The following is a 17324-nucleotide window of genomic DNA, read 5'->3' as shown; positions in this document are numbered from 1 at the left end:
TTAACAATCCGGAGGTATTATAATGGATCATGAATTTGTAATTGTTAGCGCAAACCGTACAGCCATTGGTAGAGTTGGCGGACGATTAAAAGAGGTGCCGGCTGGAAATCTAGCTGCAACAACCATTAAAGATGCGATTGAGCGTGCTGGGCTAGAACCTGAGCAGATAAATGAAGTGATTTTTGGTGAGGTACGGCAGTCCACTGAATCATCTAATCTAGCACGTGTTGCTGCATTAAGAGCTGGTATTCCCCATGAGGCCTCTGCTTTCACAGTAAACCGACTATGTGCTTCAGGCATTCAGGCTGTTGTATCGGGGGTTCAGCACTTAGCATTTAATCCGGATGATATTGTTGTTGCCGGCGGAGCGGAAAATATGAGTAGGGCCCCCATTTATTTAAGAAATTCACGATATGGAGAAGGAAATCCTTACCTTGTTGATTCTAATCTTGAAAATGGCCAGCAGCCAATCGAAGTTTTTGGAAAAGACTTAGGTATGGGGATTACAGCTGAAAACGTTGCGGAAAAATATAATATTTCCCGTGAGGATCAGGATGCATTTGCTTTGGAAAGCCAGAATCGGGCAAAATTAGCAATTGAGTCTGAATCCTTTCAATCGCAAATTGTTCCGATTGAAATAAAAACTAGAAAAAACACATCGATTTTCCAAATAGACGAGCACCCAAGGGACACAACCTTAGAAAAATTAACCCAATTGAAACCAGTCTTTAAAAAGGATGGAACTGTCACAGCGGGTAATGCCTGTGGCCGAAATGATGGAGCGAGTTCCTTAGTCTTAATGACTCGAGAAAAGGCTTCCAACATAGGTGTCAAACCTATTGCCAAAATCATTAACTGGTCTACAGCCGGTGTCGATCCACGATATATGGGAATCGGTCCAGTTCCCGCAATCGAAAAACTTTTGAAAAAAACTGGTCTGAAGGTTGAGGATATTGGGCTGTTTGAATTGAATGAGGCTTTCGCTTCGCAATCACTTGCCGTGATACGTGAAGCGAAGCTAGATCCTGATAAAATCAATGTCAATGGTGGGGCTATCGCATTAGGTCATCCATTAGGGGCAACTGGAGCGATAATCATAACGAAATTAATTCATGAAATGCAAAAACGACAAGAAAGATACGGGATAGCGACTCTATGTATTGGCGGAGGTCAGGGCATGGCTATTTTATTAGAATTAGCCTAAGACGATTCTAAATGAATGAACTACATTAAATAAATATATTTTGGACATTTACGATCTGAGGAGGCATTACATGGAGACAGAACTTAATAAGCCACAGCTCAAAATTCCACCAGCTACGATGGGGGAAAAATTAAGACAGGTTGGACCAGGTATAGTTGTCGCTGCCACAGGTGTGGGAACTGCCGATTTGATAACATCTATCGTTATTGGAACGTCTTTTGGAATGACCTTTGTATGGGCCATTATTGTCGGTGCAATTTTGAAATACTTTTTAAATGAAGGTGTAGGACGCTGGTATTTGGCAACTGGACAAACCATGATTGATGGCTGGCATTCATTAGGGAAATGGGCAACAGGTTATTTTGGTATCTACTCAGTCATTTGGGGATTTATCTATGGAGCAGCTGCAGCATCGACTTCAGCATTGGCCATGCACGCCATGTTTCCAATCATGCCGCTTTGGGCTTGGGCTATCGTCCATTCGATTCTAGGCTTCGGTCTCGTTTGGACAGGCCGTTATCTGCTGTTTGAACGTGTAATGACAGTTTTAATAGGTGTTATGTTTGTAACGATTATCGGTACTGCGATTCTTTTCCTACCTAGCTTAGGAGATTTCGCAATCGGATTCGTTCCTAGAGTTCCAGAAGGCTCATTCATTTTAATGCTAGGCTTGATTGGTGGAGTTGGTGGAACAATCACTATGGCTTCCTATGGTTATTGGTTAAGTGAAAAAAGCTGGAGTGGAAAAGGTTGGATTTCCATGATGAGAACAGATACCAAGGTTGCCTATACATTAACAGCTATTTTTACATTGGCTGCATTGATAATCGGTGCTCAATTTCTTGCGGGTACAGGTGTCAGCATCCGTGATGATCAAGGGCTTATCCAACTTGCCGAAATGCTTGGGGCGGAGTTTGGCACACCTATGCGTTGGTTATTCTTAATTGCATTTTGGTCTGCAGCTTTCTCTTCCTTACTTGGAGTTTGGAATGGGGTTCCGTATCTTTTTGCTGACTTTGTCAAAACGATACGCAAGAAAAAGGCTCCAGGAAAACAGGCTGTTTCAGAAACGGAACCTGCTTATCGTGCCTATCTAGCCTGGCTGACATTCCCTCCGATGATTTTGTTTTATTTCGGGAAACCCGTCGAGTTAATCATCATATATGGAGCTTTAGGAGCATTATTTATGCCATTTCTGGCGATCTCCCTGATTTTATTATTAAATTCGAAAAAGGTAGATAAAGAGTTTAGGAACAAAGCGGTTCCTAATTTGGTTTTAACAGCTTGTCTCATGATGTTCGTCTATTTAGGGGTTAACGAACTTATTGAAATTTTTACGAAATAATAGGTAAAGGCTGTGGGGAATCTTCTTCCTGATAGCCTTTATTTTTCCCTTTAGCTGGTCAGTCTCACTTTTTTTTACCCCCAAATCTCATTTTCGCTACCCCGTTAGCGTCAATAAAAAAAGCATATGTGCTTTACGCCTTCACGGAAAAGCTGATGGTCATCGATAATAATTATACTAAAGAAGGATTTCTAGCAAACATATTCAATCCAAAAGTAGCTGTGACTTTTTTGTTTTTCACCTTAATTTATATCCAGCAGACAAGCACATAGCTTTTACTTTAGAGTTTGGAATGGTATTTCTTTTATATGTCATTATTTATAGAATTATATGCCTTCATATAAAATGAAAAATTGAGAAAATCGATGGTGATGATAGTGTTCACTCCTTTTAATGAAATATGAATCTATGATTTAGTGTCTTTAACGATAGTTTAAAATGGAGTTGCATTTTTTAGGCAGAAGGAATAGACTTGAATAAAATTTAATGTTACGGGAGTCTGTGGAATCAGGCTGAGAGTATGACTAACTGTTGTAGACCGTTTGAACCTGTTGGGTAATGCCAGCGTAGGGATTGTGACTAGAGGACCACTATGCACTTTGCTTACGCAAAGTGCTTTTTTATTTTCTATGAAAGGATGGATTCGAGATGAATCAACAGCAAGTCATAACCAATAATATTGTTCGCTTTATGCAGAATGAAGGTACATCAGACGAGGCATTCAATGAACAGGCCTTACAATTATTTTCTTATCAATACCATCATAATCTTCCCTATCGAACCTTTTGTTTTCAAAAAGGAAAGACACCAAGGGTAGTCAAGACATGGAGGGATATTCCGGCCGTTCCGATTAATGCTTTTAAAGAGGTCACGCTAAGCTCCATAGATCCCTCTGAAACAGAGGCGGTTTTCATGACGAGCGGAACTACAAAAGGAATTAAGGGCAAACATTATCATCCCACTTTGGAAGTGTTTGATGAGTCCATGATTTTAAATTTTAGGAAAAGATTTATGAAGGAAACGGAGAAAATCTGCATGGGGATTCTTTTTCCAACCGAAATAGAAATGCCTAACTCCTCATTAGCTCGCTACTTGGGTCTTGGAATGCGTGAATTCGGTACGAAGGATAGTCACTATCTATTAAATGAAAGTGGAATTGATATGGACCGCCTGCTGGAGGACCTTGAGCATGCGGAAAAAACTGGGGAGCCTTATGCCCTTGTAGGCGCGAGTTTTAGTTTCGTACATATGATCGAAGAATTAGAACGAATGGGAAAGACCTTTAGTTTACCAAAGGGAAGTAAAATCCTTGATACGGGAGGATATAAAAATCAATCAAAGGAATTGGGTATGGATGAATTCTATCGTATGCTTTCCACTCACTTAGGTGTAGACCGGTCTGAGTGTATCAATATGTATGGGATGACAGAGCTAAGCACGCAATTTTATGATGATGGTAACGAGACTGTTCCTCCTGTGAAATCGGGACCGCATTGGATAAGGACTAGAGTGATTAATCCTTTAAGTGGGGAAGAGGTCCAAAAGGGCGAGCGGGGAGTACTTGTTCATTGTGACTTAGCTAATTTTAATTCGGTCACTACCATCCTAACAGAAGATTTAGGGGTCGAGGTGGATGGTGGTTTTCTTTTATTAGGGAGAGTGCAGGGAACAGAAGCAAAAGGTTGTTCCATAGCAGTGGATGAGTTTTTAAAAGCTGCAAAGGGCGTTTCGGAATGAGAGAGATTGCAGGATATATACCGGATATAGGGGATGAAGATTTCACAAAAAGGATTTTAGTATTTAAGAGAAAGTATGAAGAAGTGGAAGTGGAGATTCCCCTTCTTACGATAGAACAGATGAATAAGGTTATAGAAAAAGTTAAAAGGGCGAGTGTTGAGACATTAAAGGCATTTACGACGGTGGAAATCATGGACATTATTGACAAAGCGATTGAGAGATTGCTGGATCGTCGTTCACCGTACCGTCAAAAGGCTGAACAGCTCTTGCCGATTATTACAGGGTACGATGAGGAAATAGTTCGTCTTGGTCTTACTGTCTATTTGAAAAAGTTCCGCAAACATGAACTCCAACGCTTTGTTGTCGAAGATTTTGGAAATCCCCTCTTGCTTGATGACTTTCAACCTCGAATCAAAGGAGGGTACTCTAAGGCAGTCGGGCCAAATCTAATCACCCATATTTGGTCGGGGAATGTCCCTGGTCTTCCTTTGTGGAGCTTCATCTCCGCCTTGCTTACCAAGTCAGGAAACATTGGGAAGGTCTCAAGCGCGGAGCCTCTGTTTGCGGGCTTGTTTGCCCGTTTGTTAGTGGAAATTGAACCTAAATTAGCGGATTGCTTTGCCATTGTTTGGTGGAAAGGGGGCGATGAAGAGCGGGAAGCATGCATATTGGAACAAAGTGACGTTGTAGTAGGGTACGGCGGCAACGCTTCGCTTCAGTCTCTTCAAAGCCGAACGCCAATAACCACCCGATTTTTGGCATATGGGCATAAAATCAGTTTTGGGTTGATCTCTCGTTTAAGCCTGGATTCACAAAAAGCTTTTGAAACGGCACGTCAAGCGGCAATTGATGTCATCCGTTATGATCAGCAAGGCTGCTACTCTCCCCATATTTTTTATGTCCAACATGGCGGCATTGTTTCGCCAAAAGAATTTGCGAGATATCTGGCACATGAACTTGAAAACATGGAAAAAAGGTATCCTCGGCGGAGTCTTTCAATGGAAGAGTCTGCAGCACTGGCATCGTGGCGTCAAAGAGAAGAGATGAGTGTTTTTTATGATTCCCAAAAAGAGGTATTGGGAAATGCAGCACATGATTGGACCGTCGTATATGAAGAAAAGGGCATTTCCTTCACTCCAAGTAGTTTGAATCGAGTAATAAAAGTGATTGCCTTTGAAAAAATAGAGGACCTGATTCCTTCCATTGAGCCTCACCGTGCTTTCCTCCAAACCGTTGGTATAGCTGCAAGCCCAGGAGAACTTTTTCATTGGGCCGAGTTATTAGGGGGGATTGGTGTAACGAGGTTAACGGCTTTGGGCAGTATGACGTCTCCTGAAGCGGGATGGCATCATGATGGCCGCTTTAATTTACTAGATTTGATCAACATGGTAGATATAGAGTCCTCTGCTGTAGTGTACAGTGAAAGATTTGCCCCTTATGTTGATTAGGAGGTAGTGGAATGGGTTTTTTGACAGTTAAAGATGTGACATACAGCTATCAGGGCAAAAGGTCAGTTATCAATCGTGTAAGCTGGGAAATAGAAAAAGGGGAGTTTCATTGTTTGCTAGGGGAGAGTGGGTGCGGGAAAACGACGTTATTAAAGCTGGCAGCAGGCTTACTGCAGGTAGATGCTGGAATTATTTCCCTGAATGGAAACATCGTAAACAAGCCGTCCCCTGAAGCCGGATTTGTCTTTCAATCCCCAACCCTATTAGAGTGGAAAACTGTAATGGATAACGTTCTGTTGCCCGTTTCCCTTAGGGGGAAAGTGACGGTAAAGGATATAGAGTATGCGATGAAGTTATTGGACACTGTTGGGTTAGCAGACTATCTTCAAAGTTTCCCGGCACAATTATCAGGAGGTCAGCAGAGTCGTGTAGCCATTGCAAGGGCACTTGTTGAACAGCCGTCCATGATGTTCTTGGACGAACCATTTGCTGCATTGGACGCGATTACAAGAGAAGAATTACAGGACGACCTTTTAAAGATATGCAAACAGCAAAATACGACAGTCCTTTTTATAACACATGATATTTCAGAAGCTGTTTATCTCTCAGACAAGATAGCGGTAATGGATCAAGGAAGCATTGTCTATGATACAGCTGTCGATCTTGCAAAGCCGCGAACGGTAGAAATGAGGTACAGCTCGTATTTTAATGAACTTTGCCTCAAGATCCACCAGGTTATGGGGGGAGCACGGATATGAAACGATTTCCTATATACTCAGTAATCCTTTTAATGCTTTTGCTATTTTTATGGGATCTAGCAGCAAGGTCCATGTCAGAGCTTGTCCTGCCGACACCTATTGTGATTTTCCATACTCTTTTTGAAGGCATAATCGACGGATACTTTACCCCGCATATTATCCGAACCACATCAGAGGTGTTGCTGGGACTGTTTTTTGGAGGGGTATTCGGGTTTGTGGCAGGCATTATTTTGGGCGAGGTGCCTTTTTTACGGAAGCTCTTGTTTCCTTACATTATTGCCAGTCAAGCCGTTCCGAAGCTTGCTTTAGCCCCACTTTTTATCCTTTGGTTTGGATTTGGAATGACCTCTAAAGTGGTGATTACGGCACTGATCTGTTTTTTCCCATTATTGGAGAATACGGTGATGGCCATAAAGTATACGGATAAGCAGAAGCAGGAACTGTTCAAAATGCTGGGTGCATCACGCTGGCAAACCTTGATCCATTTAAAGATACCTGCCGGGATGCCTGGGATTATAGCAGGGCTTCGCGTAGCGGTCGTTTTGGCAATAGTAGGAGCGGTTGTTGGAGAGTTTATCGGCGGAAGTGACGGATTAGGAGCGGTGATCATCGCTTCACAGGGAATGATGGATACACCATTGATGTTCGCGACCTTGATATTGTTAACAGCCATGGGAATGGTTCTATATCAGGCAGTGCAACTTATGGAAAAGAAATGGATCAAACGATTTATAAAGGAGACGGAGAAAAAATGAAATCAAAAATTATGCTAATGGGTTTATTATTAATGATAGCAATAATTACAAGCGCTTGTGGAGCGAAGGAAGAGACAACCAAGGAATCAGGCTCAGAGAAAATACAGCCGGTCAGAGTAGCGAATTGGAGTAAGCCGATAACTGAGCAAACGAATTTATTGGTGGATGAGAAAAAACACTTTTTCAAGGATAAAGGATTGGACGTTTCGGTTATTCCAGGAGAAGGTGGCGGGGATGCCATTAAAAATATTGTTTCTGGACAAGCTGACATTGCGTTTACAGATCCCGGCTCTCTTTTCTTTGCATTAGACAAAGGGGAAAAGCTGAAGGTGATTTATAATATCTATCCACAAAATGTATTTAACATTGTATCTCTTAAAGACAAAAAAATAAATAAGCCACAGGATCTTAAAGGGAAAACAATTGGTGTATATAGTTTAACAAGCGGGACGCGTCAAAATTTATTGGTTCTTCTGCATCAGGCCGGACTTTCGGAAAACGATGTAAAAATCGTGGAGACGGGATTGTTGAATTTTGCTCCTTTGATGCAGGGAAAGGTGGATGCTACAGCTGCAACGGATACTGGATTAGCAGTCGCTAAACAAAAAGGATTGGATGAAGTAAATGTCATGGAAGTAAAAGATTATTTGAATGTGCCTAGCGATGTATTTGTTGTCACAGAAAAGACGTATGATGAAAAGAAGGGCGTTCTGAAAGAATTTTTGGAGGCTTATAGCAGCAGTGCACAGTGGATGATCAAAAATCCAGAGGAGGCCGCTACACTAGCATCTGAATATGCCATTGATGGAAAAGATGAACAACAAAACTTGAAAATTATTAATTTGAGAAATATTTCGAGTGTTTCCTCTGAGGGGACTGATAGTAAGGGGCTAGGGGTACTTGATACATCGGTTTTACAAAAAGGGGCAGATACGTACCAGCAATTAGGACTAATTAAAAATAGCATCGATATGAAAGAGGCTGTGCGTGACGATCTTCTTCCTAACAAAACGGAGGAGAAAAAATGAAAAAATTTCAGGGGAAAGTAGTACTGGTGACGGGGGCTAGCCGAGGAATAGGAGCTAGTATTGCCCGTGCCTTTGCGAGAGAAGGGGCACTGGTTATCATCAACTACCTGCAAAATCACGAGGCCGCTGAACAGGTTGCCGTGGATTGTACTAAACTGGGCGGTGAAGGATGGGCTATACAGGGAGATGTCACATCTGAATCGTCCGTCAAACAGATGATCGAACAAGTTTTGGAAGCGGGGAAAATTGATGTTCTCGTGAATAATGCCTTCAAGTCTTACATTTTTGATGCTGACAATCGAAAAATGTCATGGGAGCTAACATGGGAAGATTATCAGGCGCAAATTGATGGGGCTTTACGCTCGACACATTATATGTGTCAGGCAGTCTTACCCATTATGAAAAAACAGAGCAATGGCAGCATCATCAATATGATCAGCAATTTAGTTCAAAGGCCGATTGTACCTTACCATGAATATACGACAGCAAAAAGTGGACTTATGGGGTACAGCCGTAATTTAGCTGCAGAGCTCGGAGCTTTTGGAATCAGGGTCAATTGTGTGGCTCCGGGGCTTGTCTATCCAACGGATACAAGCAAGGATACAAAAGAAGAGTTGAAGGACCTCATCATCTCCCAAACTCCACTCCGCAGAATTGCAGCACCAGAAGATGTAGCAGGACCCGTGTTGTTCCTGGCATCAGATTGGAGTCAGTTTATGACAGGGCAAACTTTATTTGTAGATGGCGGGCTTGTGATGTGACAACACGATAATCATTAAATCACTACTTGGTAAGTAAATATACATTTCATTTACTTCATTTATTTGACCAAATCTTCAAATATTATGCTGTCGTTGAGCAAGAGGGGGGAGTTTATCTGTGAGCTTTCCTGATCTAGAGAATTGCTTTAAGATGGTGAGACAGTATCTCAGGCTGTATTAATGGCTGAGGATGTAAATGGTAAAATGCTGAGCTTATGAAGGAGATACATAATAGCTCCAAGTAAGGCAAATGTATTTAATGTCCTGAAGGAGGTAGTTTAAAAACTGCTGAGTATAGGGAGGCTGTTTAAGTCTCTCTTTTTGTTTGGAATTTGGGAGCTGAAATGCTCCTTTTTTTATTAGTCTCTGCCTACTGATTTTACAATAGGCACAGCAAAATCTTTTTTGTTTTTCAATTTAAACAGTACCCGCTTAGTATTTTTATAATGATGGTAATATAAATAGAAAATAACTTCCGTTGGGAATGATGTTAAATGAAGTGAGGAAGTATGATTATTATCTATAGGAAATGATACTGATATATTATATTTTTCGATTGATTCCACCAATTCATGAATGAAAAAAATGGAGTGTTAGGATATAATATATTATTGTATTGGAGATTCATTGTGGAATTTCCTTTTTTTTACGGGCTTCTTTTGTTTATCTTCTCGATGCACGGGGAAATAAATTATAGTTGTATATGTTTTTATAATAATAATCAGAGTTAAGTAGAGGGGTTTGTTTTAATGGAATTCTTAGAAAAATTTATTAGTGAGGCTAATGGTGTGTTATGGTCTTCCATATTGATCATCATGTTGGTTGGATTGGGTCTTTATTTTAGCATCCGCACGAAGTTTGTCCAATTCAGAATGGTAGGGGAAATGTTCAGGCTTTTGGGAGAAGGGGCCACTGCGGATAAAAAAGGTGTAACATCCTTTCAGGCATTTTGCATAAGCACGGCATCGCGGGTAGGAACGGGTAACCTTGCAGGTGTTGCCATCGCGATCACGACGGGCGGACCTGGAGCCGTTTTCTGGATGTGGTTAATAGCATTGATCGGATCTGCTTCCGCATTCATTGAAAGTACACTTGCTCAAATCTATAAAGTCAAGGATGGGGATGCATTCCGCGGCGGTCCTGCTTATTATATGGAAAAGGCATTGAATGCCCGTTGGATGGGAATCACTTTCGCCGTGTTGATTTCGCTTACATTTGGATTGGCTTTCAACTCGGTACAAGCCAATACGATTACAAGCGCATTCAATGAATCGTTTGGGATTGAAAAGTGGGTTACGGCAATCATCTTGGCTATGGTAACGGCTGTCATCATTTTTGGCGGGATCAAAATGGTTGCAAAAGTCTCTGAAGTCATCGTTCCGATCATGGCAGGAGCCTATGTAATAGTGGCGTTGATTATCATCATCATGAACATTACCGAGTTACCTGGTGTTTTTGCTTTGATCTTTGAAAGTGCATTCGATGGAATAAAAGAAGTGGCTGGCGGAGTACTGGGAGCTGCCATGATGCAGGGAATCAAGCGCGGCCTATTTTCAAATGAAGCCGGGATGGGTAGTGCACCAAATGCTGGTGCGACGGCTGATGTCAGTCATCCCGTCAAACAAGGGCTCATTCAGTCTCTAGGTGTTTTTGTCGATACGCTCATCATTTGCAGCTCGACAGCCTTCATCATTTTGTTTTCCGGTCTTTATACATCCAAGGAAACGGACGGTATCGTCCTTACCCAAAATGCCCTCGGAACGGCATTGGGATCTTGGGCAGGTATTTTCCTTGCCATTATCGTACTTTTATTCGCCTTTAGTTCCATTGTGGGCAACTATTATTATGGAGAGTCTAACATCGGCTTCATCAATGAAAATAAGGTTTGGCTGAATGTCTATCGTGTCGCAGTCGTAGGAATGGTGATATTCGGTTCGCTTGCTTCACTGGATTTTGTTTGGGGACTGGCTGACTTGCTTATGGCCCTTATGGCCATTATCAACCTGATTGCCATAGCATTACTAGGGAAAATTGCTTTTGCTGCACTGGCGGATTATCAAAAGCAAAAGAAAAGTGGGAAAAATCCAGTTTTCCATGTGAACAATATTAAAGGTTTGAAGAATGTGGAATGTTGGGGTGACCCATCCGATAATGTGGATGTGAAAAAGGAAGCCTAAGTTCTCATTAAGCTTACAAGTAAGTCCTTGAAAGGGGATATTACTTGTAAGCTTTTTTCGTCTTTTCCCCCTTTTTTCATCATTATTGAATATTGCTTCGTTTTTTACACAAAATACCTTTGTCTTTAATACTGCAATGATAATTTAAAAACTAGGAGTGAAACAAATGGATAGGAAGCAATCAAAAAATGAATCTTCAGAAGTTGCCGGGAGAATATATGATGTCAGCGATTATAAACGGGAAGATTCTTTATCTTCTGGACTGGCTCAAACCCACGAACAAGTCTCGGATACTTATGCGGAAGGCGAGATAAAGGCAGTCATTGATGATGTAAACGGAAGGGATATTGAGATTAAAAAAGAAAAGGAAGAAAAGTAATACTGAGGTTTTTGCTTTTGAACAAGGATTATCGCTGAATATTTTAAAGATATATCGGGTCCCCTAGCTTCTGGAAAGGTGAAACAGAAGCTAGGGGATCTTAATTAATAAATTTTTTCTGTTTCCAAGTTTTGAAGCAATTCTTCCTTCGTTCTTGGGAAAAGGTCCCTTTCTGCAAGATTCCTTGATTGAAGAAGGGCTTGAAACATTTCAAAAACCCACGGTTTCTCCAGATGTGCCTGCAGCAAAACGTCTTCATCATGGAAAACGGAAACAGGGTCCCCTTGGTATATGACCTTACCATCGTTCATGACCACGATTTCATCTGCCCATTGGTAAGCAAAATTAACATCATGAGTTGAGAGGATTATCGTTTTATCAGGGTGGTGGATACTGTCCAGCAGATTCATGATCTGTCTTGAGAAATAAGGATCCAATCCAGCGGTAGGCTCGTCCAGTAGCCAGACATCGGGCTCCATGGCAAGTACCCCTGCGATGGCGACCCGTTTTTTTTGCCCAAGGCTCAAAAAATGGGTAGGTCTATCTTTTAGTTCGGTTACTTCCGTTTCAGCCATTGCCCAATTTACTTTCTCCTGGACTGTAATTCTATCCCATCCTAAATTCATTGGTCCAAACGATATATCCTGTTGTACATTAGCGGAAAAGAGCTGAGAGTCGGGATCTTGAAAAACGATACCGACTTGCTTTCGTAATGATAATAATGCTTTCCGGTCATATTTCATTTTCTTGCCCTTAAATCTGATCTTTCCTGCAGTAGGTTGTAATAGACCATTTAAATGGAGGAATAAAGTCGATTTGCCAGCACCATTATTGCCTAATAATGCAATTTTTTTACCTTGTTGGATCGTTAGCGAAAGTCCTTTTAAAGCGAAGGTTCCATCTGCGAATTGATGGGTGAGGCCTTCTAAATGAAAAATATGCTCGTCCATTGTTGGGTTGCCTCCAATTTACAAATATCCATTAATAAGGATTAAGCTTCCTAGTATGACAATCGCGATCAGCCAATTGCGTGAGGAATAGGTGTAAGTATCCTCGATATAGGAAAGGTTCTCCTGATAGCCTCTTGCGTTCATGGCCATCGTCAACTGTCCAGAGCGCTGCAATACTCCTAAAAATAATGATGAAATTAGTAATCCGAGAGATCGAATGCCTTTCCTAAACGAACCATACCCCAGCCGTGAAGCTTGTGATTGGTGAATGGCCAAAGCCGTATCTAAAAAAATAAAGATGAATCGATAGGTCAATTCTATTAAATCGACCAATAACGAAGGCACTTTAAGTTTTCGCAGCACAGATAGGATGACGGTAATGGGTGTAGTTAAGGTAAGGAAATATAAACAGCTGATGCTGCAGAATACGACAGTGATCAAATTGGCCACCGTACCAAAGCTGTCATTGCTGATGAATATTTGCCAATTCCCGATCTTCCAGGACCACCATATATTCGAAATCGAAGTGAATTTACTAGTGAAAGAAAAAAGGATGGTAATGGTTCCTGATAGTATAAAAAATCCTGGTAATAGAAGTAATTTAAGATAATAAGAAAGCGGGATTTTTGCCGCGAAAATGATTAAAGCGCTCATCACCGTAAAAGTGATGAGCGAAACGGCCATATCCCTTACCGTTAACGAAAACAGCAAAAGAGAGAGTGCAAAAACCATCTTTTCCAACGGATGTACATCCTTTAGCCCATTGAAATAGGCATATTTATCAATGAGTAACATGCTTCGATTTTTCGGCCAATTCTTGTTTGGTTTGCTTATTCCTTTGTCTCATCACACCAATGAAGTATCCAATGAAACCGGCTCCGATTGCAGCTTGAAGCGCAAATAATAAGCTTTCGGTTTCTGCACCTGGCGGCTCCCAAATACTGTTGAACCATGGCTTGTATTCCGGATGGATCTTAGTGATGGCTTCCTCGGCTTCGCCGTCGGCACCGCCAAATTCCGTTCCTTGTTGGGTGATTAACGGTAAGGTTGCAAGAATGACAACCAGGAAAAGCAGCAGTAAACTTTTTTTCATTTTAACGGGCCTCCTTAGATAAAACTCGCAGCAATTTCAATTCGCCTAGATTGTATTTTTTCAAGAAATTCATTACGACGACTGTCAATAACCCCTCACTGATTGCCAAGGGAATTTGGGTCAGGGCAAAAATCCCGGCAAATTTACTGAAAGAGGCCATGAATCCCCCTACCTCGGAAGGGAAAGCAAGAGCAAGTTGAACGGAAGTTACCACATAGGTGCCCAAATCCCCAAAAGCAGCTGCCAAGAATACGGCAAGTGAAAAAGACCATCCCAATTTAGTTGCGCCCTTGAAGACAAAGTAAGCAATGAAGGGTCCGCAAACGGCCATGGAGAATGCATTGGCCCCTAATGTCGTCAATCCTCCGTGTGCCAGTAAAACAGCTTGAAATAACAGAACGATGGAGCCGACCACACTCATGGCCAATGGTCCGAATAGTATGGAACCTAAACCAACTCCGGTAGGGTGCGAAGAACTTCCCGTAACAGAAGGAATCTTTAGGGCCGATAATATAAATACAAATGCGCCCGATAGGCCAAGTATCATTTTTGTTTCTGGGTTTTCCCTTACTTTGGACCTAATGGACCGGTAACCCAAGATTAAAAATGGAAGCGTCACGGCCCACCAGAATATAGCCCATTCTATGGGTAAAAAGCCCTCCATGATATGCATGGCCAATGCCCGTTTCGGGACAAAAAGCAGTAAAATGACAAAATAAATAATTTTCCAATTGGTTCTTTTCATTCTTTCTCCTTTCAACACTTTTAATTGTTCTGATCAATCTTGAGAAGAAAAGCGGCGCCCAAACTAAAAAGCACTTCTCTCAAAGGAAAGAAGTGCGTAATGAACAGGAATTTTGCAGCATGAACCAACCATGGGCCATTTTGCCTGATCCGCACGCCCATCCTCGTAGGCTGAAACAGTTTCACGCTTCATGGCAGGTCTCCTGGCTTTGGTTCATCATCCCATTACATCCTTCCCATCTCATTTGACAGTGGATTAAAGTTAACGTAATGGAACTTCCCTTTACAGTGGCGGGACCGCTCCGGATTTTCACCGGCTTCCCTTTTAAGCTGAATTCCGAGAAATTCAACACCATGAAACTTATGTAATTATTTAGAAAATTCTCGTATAGTGTACCATAAAGAAATAATTCCAGCTACACTATCTTTTTTTTGGGGCCGAAATTTGTTGCGAGGATAGGATTGTAACTGGTTTTATACGTTTAAACTTTTCTAAACAGTCGGAATAAACTATTGAATTTTGACAAAGTTGTTATATGATAGATTAAGTTAGTTTGAAATGTATAATAAAACCAAATATTTCATTTTAAAAGTGCCCTTGTGTGAATAAGCAAGGGATAATAGGGAAATCGGTGAAAATCCGATGCAGCCCCCGCTACTGTAAACGCTGATGAATTGTCGATAGCCACTGGCATGATGCCGGGAAGGGACAAAGTAAAATGAAGCGTAAGCCAGGAAACCTGCTTTTAAAATTGCATGATACTTTTCGGAGGGAAAGGTAGAAGGACTATGACGATTTTGGGAGGATTTGGCATGCTTGCCTTTGGCTCCTCATTCATATAGTTTTTTTAAAACCTTGACTCTTATGTTAAGGTTTTTTATTTTGCCTTTTCCCTGAACTCAGGAGGAAGAAGATGACTACTTGGAACTTGACGGGTACAAATACGCATCTGTTGATTTGTAATGGGAGCAGCTGCATGAAAAAGGGCGGGGAAGAAGTAACCCAAGCGATTCGCGATGAAATTGCTTCAAAAGGACTGGATCTGAAAATCCATACAACGAGGACACGCTGTAACGGGAGATGTAAGGATGCCTGCGTTGTGATTGCCTATCCCCAAGGAAACTGGTATCGAGTGGAAACGCCTGATTTCGGTCGGCAGATCGTCAGTAATATCGATGATGGTGAGTTTGTTCCACAGATGATCTATCAATACAAAGACGGGGAAATGACCCCTAATCCAGATTTTCCTGCTCATACGGGTATTTCAAAGAACAAAGCGTAAAAGGAGATGTCTTAATGAGTACAAACGGTAAATTATTCGTCGTGGGCTTTGGGCCCGGGAATTTTGAACACATTACCAAACGTGCCGTCGAAGCCCTTCAAGAAAGTGACTACATCATTGGTTATAAAACTTATGTTGAACTCATTCAGGGACTGCTAACAGATCAAACGATCATTAGTACGGGGATGACCGAAGAGGTATCACGTGCACAGGAAGCAGTGAAACAAGCGGAGCTGGGAAAGAAAGTGGCGGTGATTTCCAGTGGGGATGCCGGAGTTTACGGGATGGCAGGGTTGGTTTATGAAGTATTGATTGAAAAAGGCTGGAAAGAAGAAACTGGAGTGGGCATTGAAGTCATTCCTGGCATCTCAGCAATCAACTCATGTGCGTCTTTACTTGGGGCGCCCGTCATGCACGATTCGTGTACGATCAGCCTCAGTGATCATTTAACTCCTTGGGAACTGATCGCTAAAAGGGTTGAAGCAGCTGCAATGGCAGACTTTGTCATTGCACTGTATAATCCGCGCAGCGGCAGGCGGACCCGGCAAATTGTTGAAACACAGAAAATTCTCCTCCGCTACCGCTCGCCGGATACACCTGTCGGGTTGGTGAAAAGTGCTTATCGCGATAGGCAGGATATTGTCATTACCAATTTGCAGGATATGTTGAATCACGATATTGGAATGTTGACCACCGTCATTATCGGTAATTCATCCACCTTTTTATATGACGACAAAATCATCACACCGAGAGGCTATCAAAGAAAATATACGTTGAATTCGGAAAAGCAAACTTTGAAGCCGCATCAGCGACTGCAAAAAGAAGCGGAACCGTGGGCATTAGATCAAGAAGCCTTACCCGAGTCCGTTGGAGGAGTTGGCTTACTTACAAAAGCACCTGAAAAGAAGCAAGCTTCCTTTGAAATGGCAATGGAAGCCCTGTCCAGAGTCAAGGGTCAAGCCGTTCAGCAATCCATTAAGCCGGTTGTTCAGCAAAAAATGGAGTCGGTGTTCGAACTTGCCGTTAGTCCAGGTGTGGCGAATAAACAATTCACTCCCAAACAAATGATGACACTTGCGGAAGTTGTCGGGGAAAAGGGAACGATGGAATATACGCCAAATCATAAAATCGTCTTAAAGATCCCGACAATGGATCCGGAAGTCATTACGGGGAAATTGCAATCAGCAAACTTTCTTTTGTCGCCGATTGGGGATGTACTGACATTAAAAGCCTGTGATTTCTGTGATGGTGAAAAAGCGGAATCCATTCCTTATGCGGACGAAATACACCGGGTGCTTGGCGGAATGAGCATGCCCAAGGAACTGAACATCGGTTTTAATGGGTGTGGGATGGCTTGTTATAGTGCTGTGATGGATGATATCGGGATTGTCTTCCGAAAAGGGAAGTTCGACTTATTTCTTGGAGCTAAACCGGTTGGAAGAACGGCCCATCCGGGTCAGCCGGTAGCGGAAGGCATTGAACCGGAACAGCTTGTAGAACTGATCACGGACATTGTCGGCGAGTATAAGCAAAATGCCCATCCTAATGAGCGGCTTTTTAAATACTTCAAACGTTCGAAAAAGATACAGAATTTTTCTTATCAGGACATCGCTCCCAAAATAAACATAGAGCCTGCGCCTTGTGAAGACTAATCAAGAGGGG

At 42.0% G+C, this 17324-nt stretch carries 17 protein-coding genes and 2 riboswitches; of the genes, 12 read left to right on the top strand and 5 right to left on the bottom strand.

Annotated features, from left to right (window positions below):
• The first annotated feature begins 22 nt into the window (after positions 1 to 22).
• The 10 genes from AC3WLU_RS18125 to AC3WLU_RS18080 all read left to right on the top strand — a co-directional run bounded on the left by AC3WLU_RS18125 (position 23) and on the right by AC3WLU_RS18080 (position 11592).
• Positions 23 to 1204 carry a thiolase family protein gene (locus tag AC3WLU_RS18125; RefSeq protein ID WP_400449136.1) on the top strand — a complete coding sequence of 394 codons (1182 nt, stop codon included), beginning with the start codon at positions 23 to 25 and terminating at the stop codon, positions 1202 to 1204.
• 70 nt (positions 1205 to 1274) lie between these two features.
• On the top strand, positions 1275 to 2549 hold the full coding sequence (locus AC3WLU_RS18120; protein WP_400449137.1) for an Nramp family divalent metal transporter: 1275 nt from the start codon (positions 1275 to 1277) through the stop codon (positions 2547 to 2549).
• Between the two features lie 648 nt (positions 2550 to 3197).
• Positions 3198 to 4286 carry a LuxE/PaaK family acyltransferase gene (locus AC3WLU_RS18115; protein WP_492597677.1) on the top strand — a complete coding sequence of 363 codons (1089 nt, stop codon included), beginning with the start codon at positions 3198 to 3200 and terminating at the stop codon, positions 4284 to 4286.
• Entirely contained in the window at positions 4283 to 5734 is a 1452-nt protein-coding gene (locus AC3WLU_RS18110) for an acyl-CoA reductase (protein ID WP_440438565.1), read from the top strand. Before AC3WLU_RS18115 ends, AC3WLU_RS18110 begins: the two co-directional genes overlap by 4 nt.
• Before the next feature lie 11 nt (positions 5735 to 5745).
• A complete protein-coding gene (locus tag AC3WLU_RS18105) occupies positions 5746 to 6492 on the top strand; it encodes an ABC transporter ATP-binding protein (RefSeq protein WP_492597676.1) in 747 nt (248 codons plus the stop codon).
• The gene (locus AC3WLU_RS18100) at positions 6489 to 7247 is read left to right on the top strand and encodes an ABC transporter permease (protein WP_492597675.1); all 759 of its coding nucleotides are present in this window, start codon (positions 6489 to 6491) and stop codon (positions 7245 to 7247) included. Before AC3WLU_RS18105 ends, AC3WLU_RS18100 begins: the two co-directional genes overlap by 4 nt.
• Complete coding sequence (locus AC3WLU_RS18095) at positions 7244 to 8275, top strand: ABC transporter substrate-binding protein (protein WP_492597674.1); 1032 nt, start codon at positions 7244 to 7246, stop codon at positions 8273 to 8275. Before AC3WLU_RS18100 ends, AC3WLU_RS18095 begins: the two co-directional genes overlap by 4 nt.
• The gene (locus AC3WLU_RS18090; protein ID WP_096338596.1) at positions 8272 to 9036 is read left to right on the top strand and encodes an SDR family oxidoreductase; all 765 of its coding nucleotides are present in this window, start codon (positions 8272 to 8274) and stop codon (positions 9034 to 9036) included. The genes AC3WLU_RS18095 and AC3WLU_RS18090 overlap by 4 nt, the downstream gene beginning before the upstream one ends.
• A 749-nt stretch (positions 9037 to 9785) precedes the next feature.
• Complete coding sequence (locus AC3WLU_RS18085) at positions 9786 to 11213, top strand: alanine/glycine:cation symporter family protein (protein ID WP_034312526.1); 1428 nt, start codon at positions 9786 to 9788, stop codon at positions 11211 to 11213.
• 166 nt (positions 11214 to 11379) lie between these two features.
• Complete coding sequence (locus AC3WLU_RS18080) at positions 11380 to 11592, top strand: YozQ family protein (protein WP_336058563.1); 213 nt, start codon at positions 11380 to 11382, stop codon at positions 11590 to 11592.
• A gap of 104 nt (positions 11593 to 11696) precedes the next feature.
• On the opposite strand, the gene AC3WLU_RS18075 is transcribed toward AC3WLU_RS18080, so the two are convergent.
• The 5 genes from AC3WLU_RS18075 to AC3WLU_RS18055 all read right to left on the bottom strand — a co-directional run bounded on the left by AC3WLU_RS18075 (position 11697) and on the right by AC3WLU_RS18055 (position 14572).
• Positions 11697 to 12542: an energy-coupling factor ABC transporter ATP-binding protein gene (locus AC3WLU_RS18075; RefSeq protein WP_492597673.1), complete on the bottom strand. Its 846-nt coding sequence runs from the start codon at positions 12540 to 12542 to the stop codon at positions 11697 to 11699.
• An 18-nt stretch (positions 12543 to 12560) separates the two neighbouring features.
• Complete coding sequence (gene cbiQ / locus AC3WLU_RS18070) at positions 12561 to 13337, bottom strand: cobalt ECF transporter T component CbiQ (protein ID WP_400449142.1); 777 nt, start codon at positions 13335 to 13337, stop codon at positions 12561 to 12563.
• Complete coding sequence (locus AC3WLU_RS18065) at positions 13324 to 13635, bottom strand: energy-coupling factor ABC transporter substrate-binding protein (protein ID WP_034312516.1); 312 nt, start codon at positions 13633 to 13635, stop codon at positions 13324 to 13326. The genes cbiQ and AC3WLU_RS18065 overlap by 14 nt, the downstream gene beginning before the upstream one ends.
• A gap of 1 nt (position 13636) precedes the next feature.
• Positions 13637 to 14380 (bottom strand): energy-coupling factor ABC transporter permease, encoded by a 744-nt coding sequence (locus AC3WLU_RS18060; RefSeq protein ID WP_034312513.1) that lies wholly within the window; start codon positions 14378 to 14380, stop codon positions 13637 to 13639.
• A 63-nt stretch (positions 14381 to 14443) separates the two neighbouring features.
• Positions 14444 to 14572: a hypothetical protein gene (locus AC3WLU_RS18055; protein WP_264641018.1), complete on the bottom strand. Its 129-nt coding sequence runs from the start codon at positions 14570 to 14572 to the stop codon at positions 14444 to 14446.
• A riboswitch (cobalamin riboswitch) is annotated at positions 14556 to 14751 on the bottom strand. It overlaps the preceding gene by 17 nt.
• Positions 14752 to 14952: 201 nt before the next feature.
• Positions 14953 to 15141: riboswitch (cobalamin riboswitch) on the top strand.
• Positions 15142 to 15293: 152 nt separating this feature from the next.
• On the opposite strand from AC3WLU_RS18055, the gene AC3WLU_RS18050 reads away from it, so the two are divergent.
• Both AC3WLU_RS18050 and cobJ read left to right on the top strand, forming a co-directional pair.
• Positions 15294 to 15662 (top strand): (2Fe-2S) ferredoxin domain-containing protein, encoded by a 369-nt coding sequence (locus AC3WLU_RS18050; protein WP_048678453.1) that lies wholly within the window; start codon positions 15294 to 15296, stop codon positions 15660 to 15662.
• Between the two features lie 14 nt (positions 15663 to 15676).
• The gene (cobJ, locus tag AC3WLU_RS18045; protein WP_400449143.1) at positions 15677 to 17314 is read left to right on the top strand and encodes a precorrin-3B C(17)-methyltransferase; all 1638 of its coding nucleotides are present in this window, start codon (positions 15677 to 15679) and stop codon (positions 17312 to 17314) included.
• Positions 17315 to 17324 lie beyond the last annotated feature (10 nt).

Source organism: Peribacillus sp. FW305-BF15 (assembly GCF_058783805.1).
The sequence above is the reverse complement of the archived record's forward strand: the minus strand, read 5'-3'. Positions and strand labels throughout refer to the sequence as shown.

What these genes read in the sequence shown, in the direction of transcription:
- AC3WLU_RS18125 (WP_400449136.1), top strand. Translation starts at nt 23, where the DNA reads ATGGATCATGAATTTGTAATTGTTAGCGCAAACCGTACAGCCATTGGT.
- AC3WLU_RS18120 (WP_400449137.1), top strand. Translation starts at nt 1,275, where the DNA reads ATGGAGACAGAACTTAATAAGCCACAGCTCAAAATTCCACCAGCTACG.
- AC3WLU_RS18115 (WP_492597677.1), top strand. Translation starts at nt 3,198, where the DNA reads ATGAATCAACAGCAAGTCATAACCAATAATATTGTTCGCTTTATGCAG.
- AC3WLU_RS18110 (WP_440438565.1), top strand. Translation starts at nt 4,283, where the DNA reads ATGAGAGAGATTGCAGGATATATACCGGATATAGGGGATGAAGATTTC.
- AC3WLU_RS18105 (WP_492597676.1), top strand. Translation starts at nt 5,746, where the DNA reads ATGGGTTTTTTGACAGTTAAAGATGTGACATACAGCTATCAGGGCAAA.
- AC3WLU_RS18100 (WP_492597675.1), top strand. Translation starts at nt 6,489, where the DNA reads ATGAAACGATTTCCTATATACTCAGTAATCCTTTTAATGCTTTTGCTA.
- AC3WLU_RS18095 (WP_492597674.1), top strand. Translation starts at nt 7,244, where the DNA reads ATGAAATCAAAAATTATGCTAATGGGTTTATTATTAATGATAGCAATA.
- AC3WLU_RS18090 (WP_096338596.1), top strand. Translation starts at nt 8,272, where the DNA reads ATGAAAAAATTTCAGGGGAAAGTAGTACTGGTGACGGGGGCTAGCCGA.
- AC3WLU_RS18085 (WP_034312526.1), top strand. Translation starts at nt 9,786, where the DNA reads ATGGAATTCTTAGAAAAATTTATTAGTGAGGCTAATGGTGTGTTATGG.
- AC3WLU_RS18080 (WP_336058563.1), top strand. Translation starts at nt 11,380, where the DNA reads ATGGATAGGAAGCAATCAAAAAATGAATCTTCAGAAGTTGCCGGGAGA.
- AC3WLU_RS18075 (WP_492597673.1), bottom strand. Translation starts at nt 12,542, where the DNA reads ATGGACGAGCATATTTTTCATTTAGAAGGCCTCACCCATCAATTCGCA.
- cbiQ (WP_400449142.1), bottom strand. Translation starts at nt 13,337, where the DNA reads ATGTTACTCATTGATAAATATGCCTATTTCAATGGGCTAAAGGATGTA.
- AC3WLU_RS18065 (WP_034312516.1), bottom strand. Translation starts at nt 13,635, where the DNA reads ATGAAAAAAAGTTTACTGCTGCTTTTCCTGGTTGTCATTCTTGCAACC.
- AC3WLU_RS18060 (WP_034312513.1), bottom strand. Translation starts at nt 14,380, where the DNA reads ATGAAAAGAACCAATTGGAAAATTATTTATTTTGTCATTTTACTGCTT.
- AC3WLU_RS18055 (WP_264641018.1), bottom strand. Translation starts at nt 14,572, where the DNA reads ATGAAGCGTGAAACTGTTTCAGCCTACGAGGATGGGCGTGCGGATCAG.
- AC3WLU_RS18050 (WP_048678453.1), top strand. Translation starts at nt 15,294, where the DNA reads ATGACTACTTGGAACTTGACGGGTACAAATACGCATCTGTTGATTTGT.
- cobJ (WP_400449143.1), top strand. Translation starts at nt 15,677, where the DNA reads ATGAGTACAAACGGTAAATTATTCGTCGTGGGCTTTGGGCCCGGGAAT.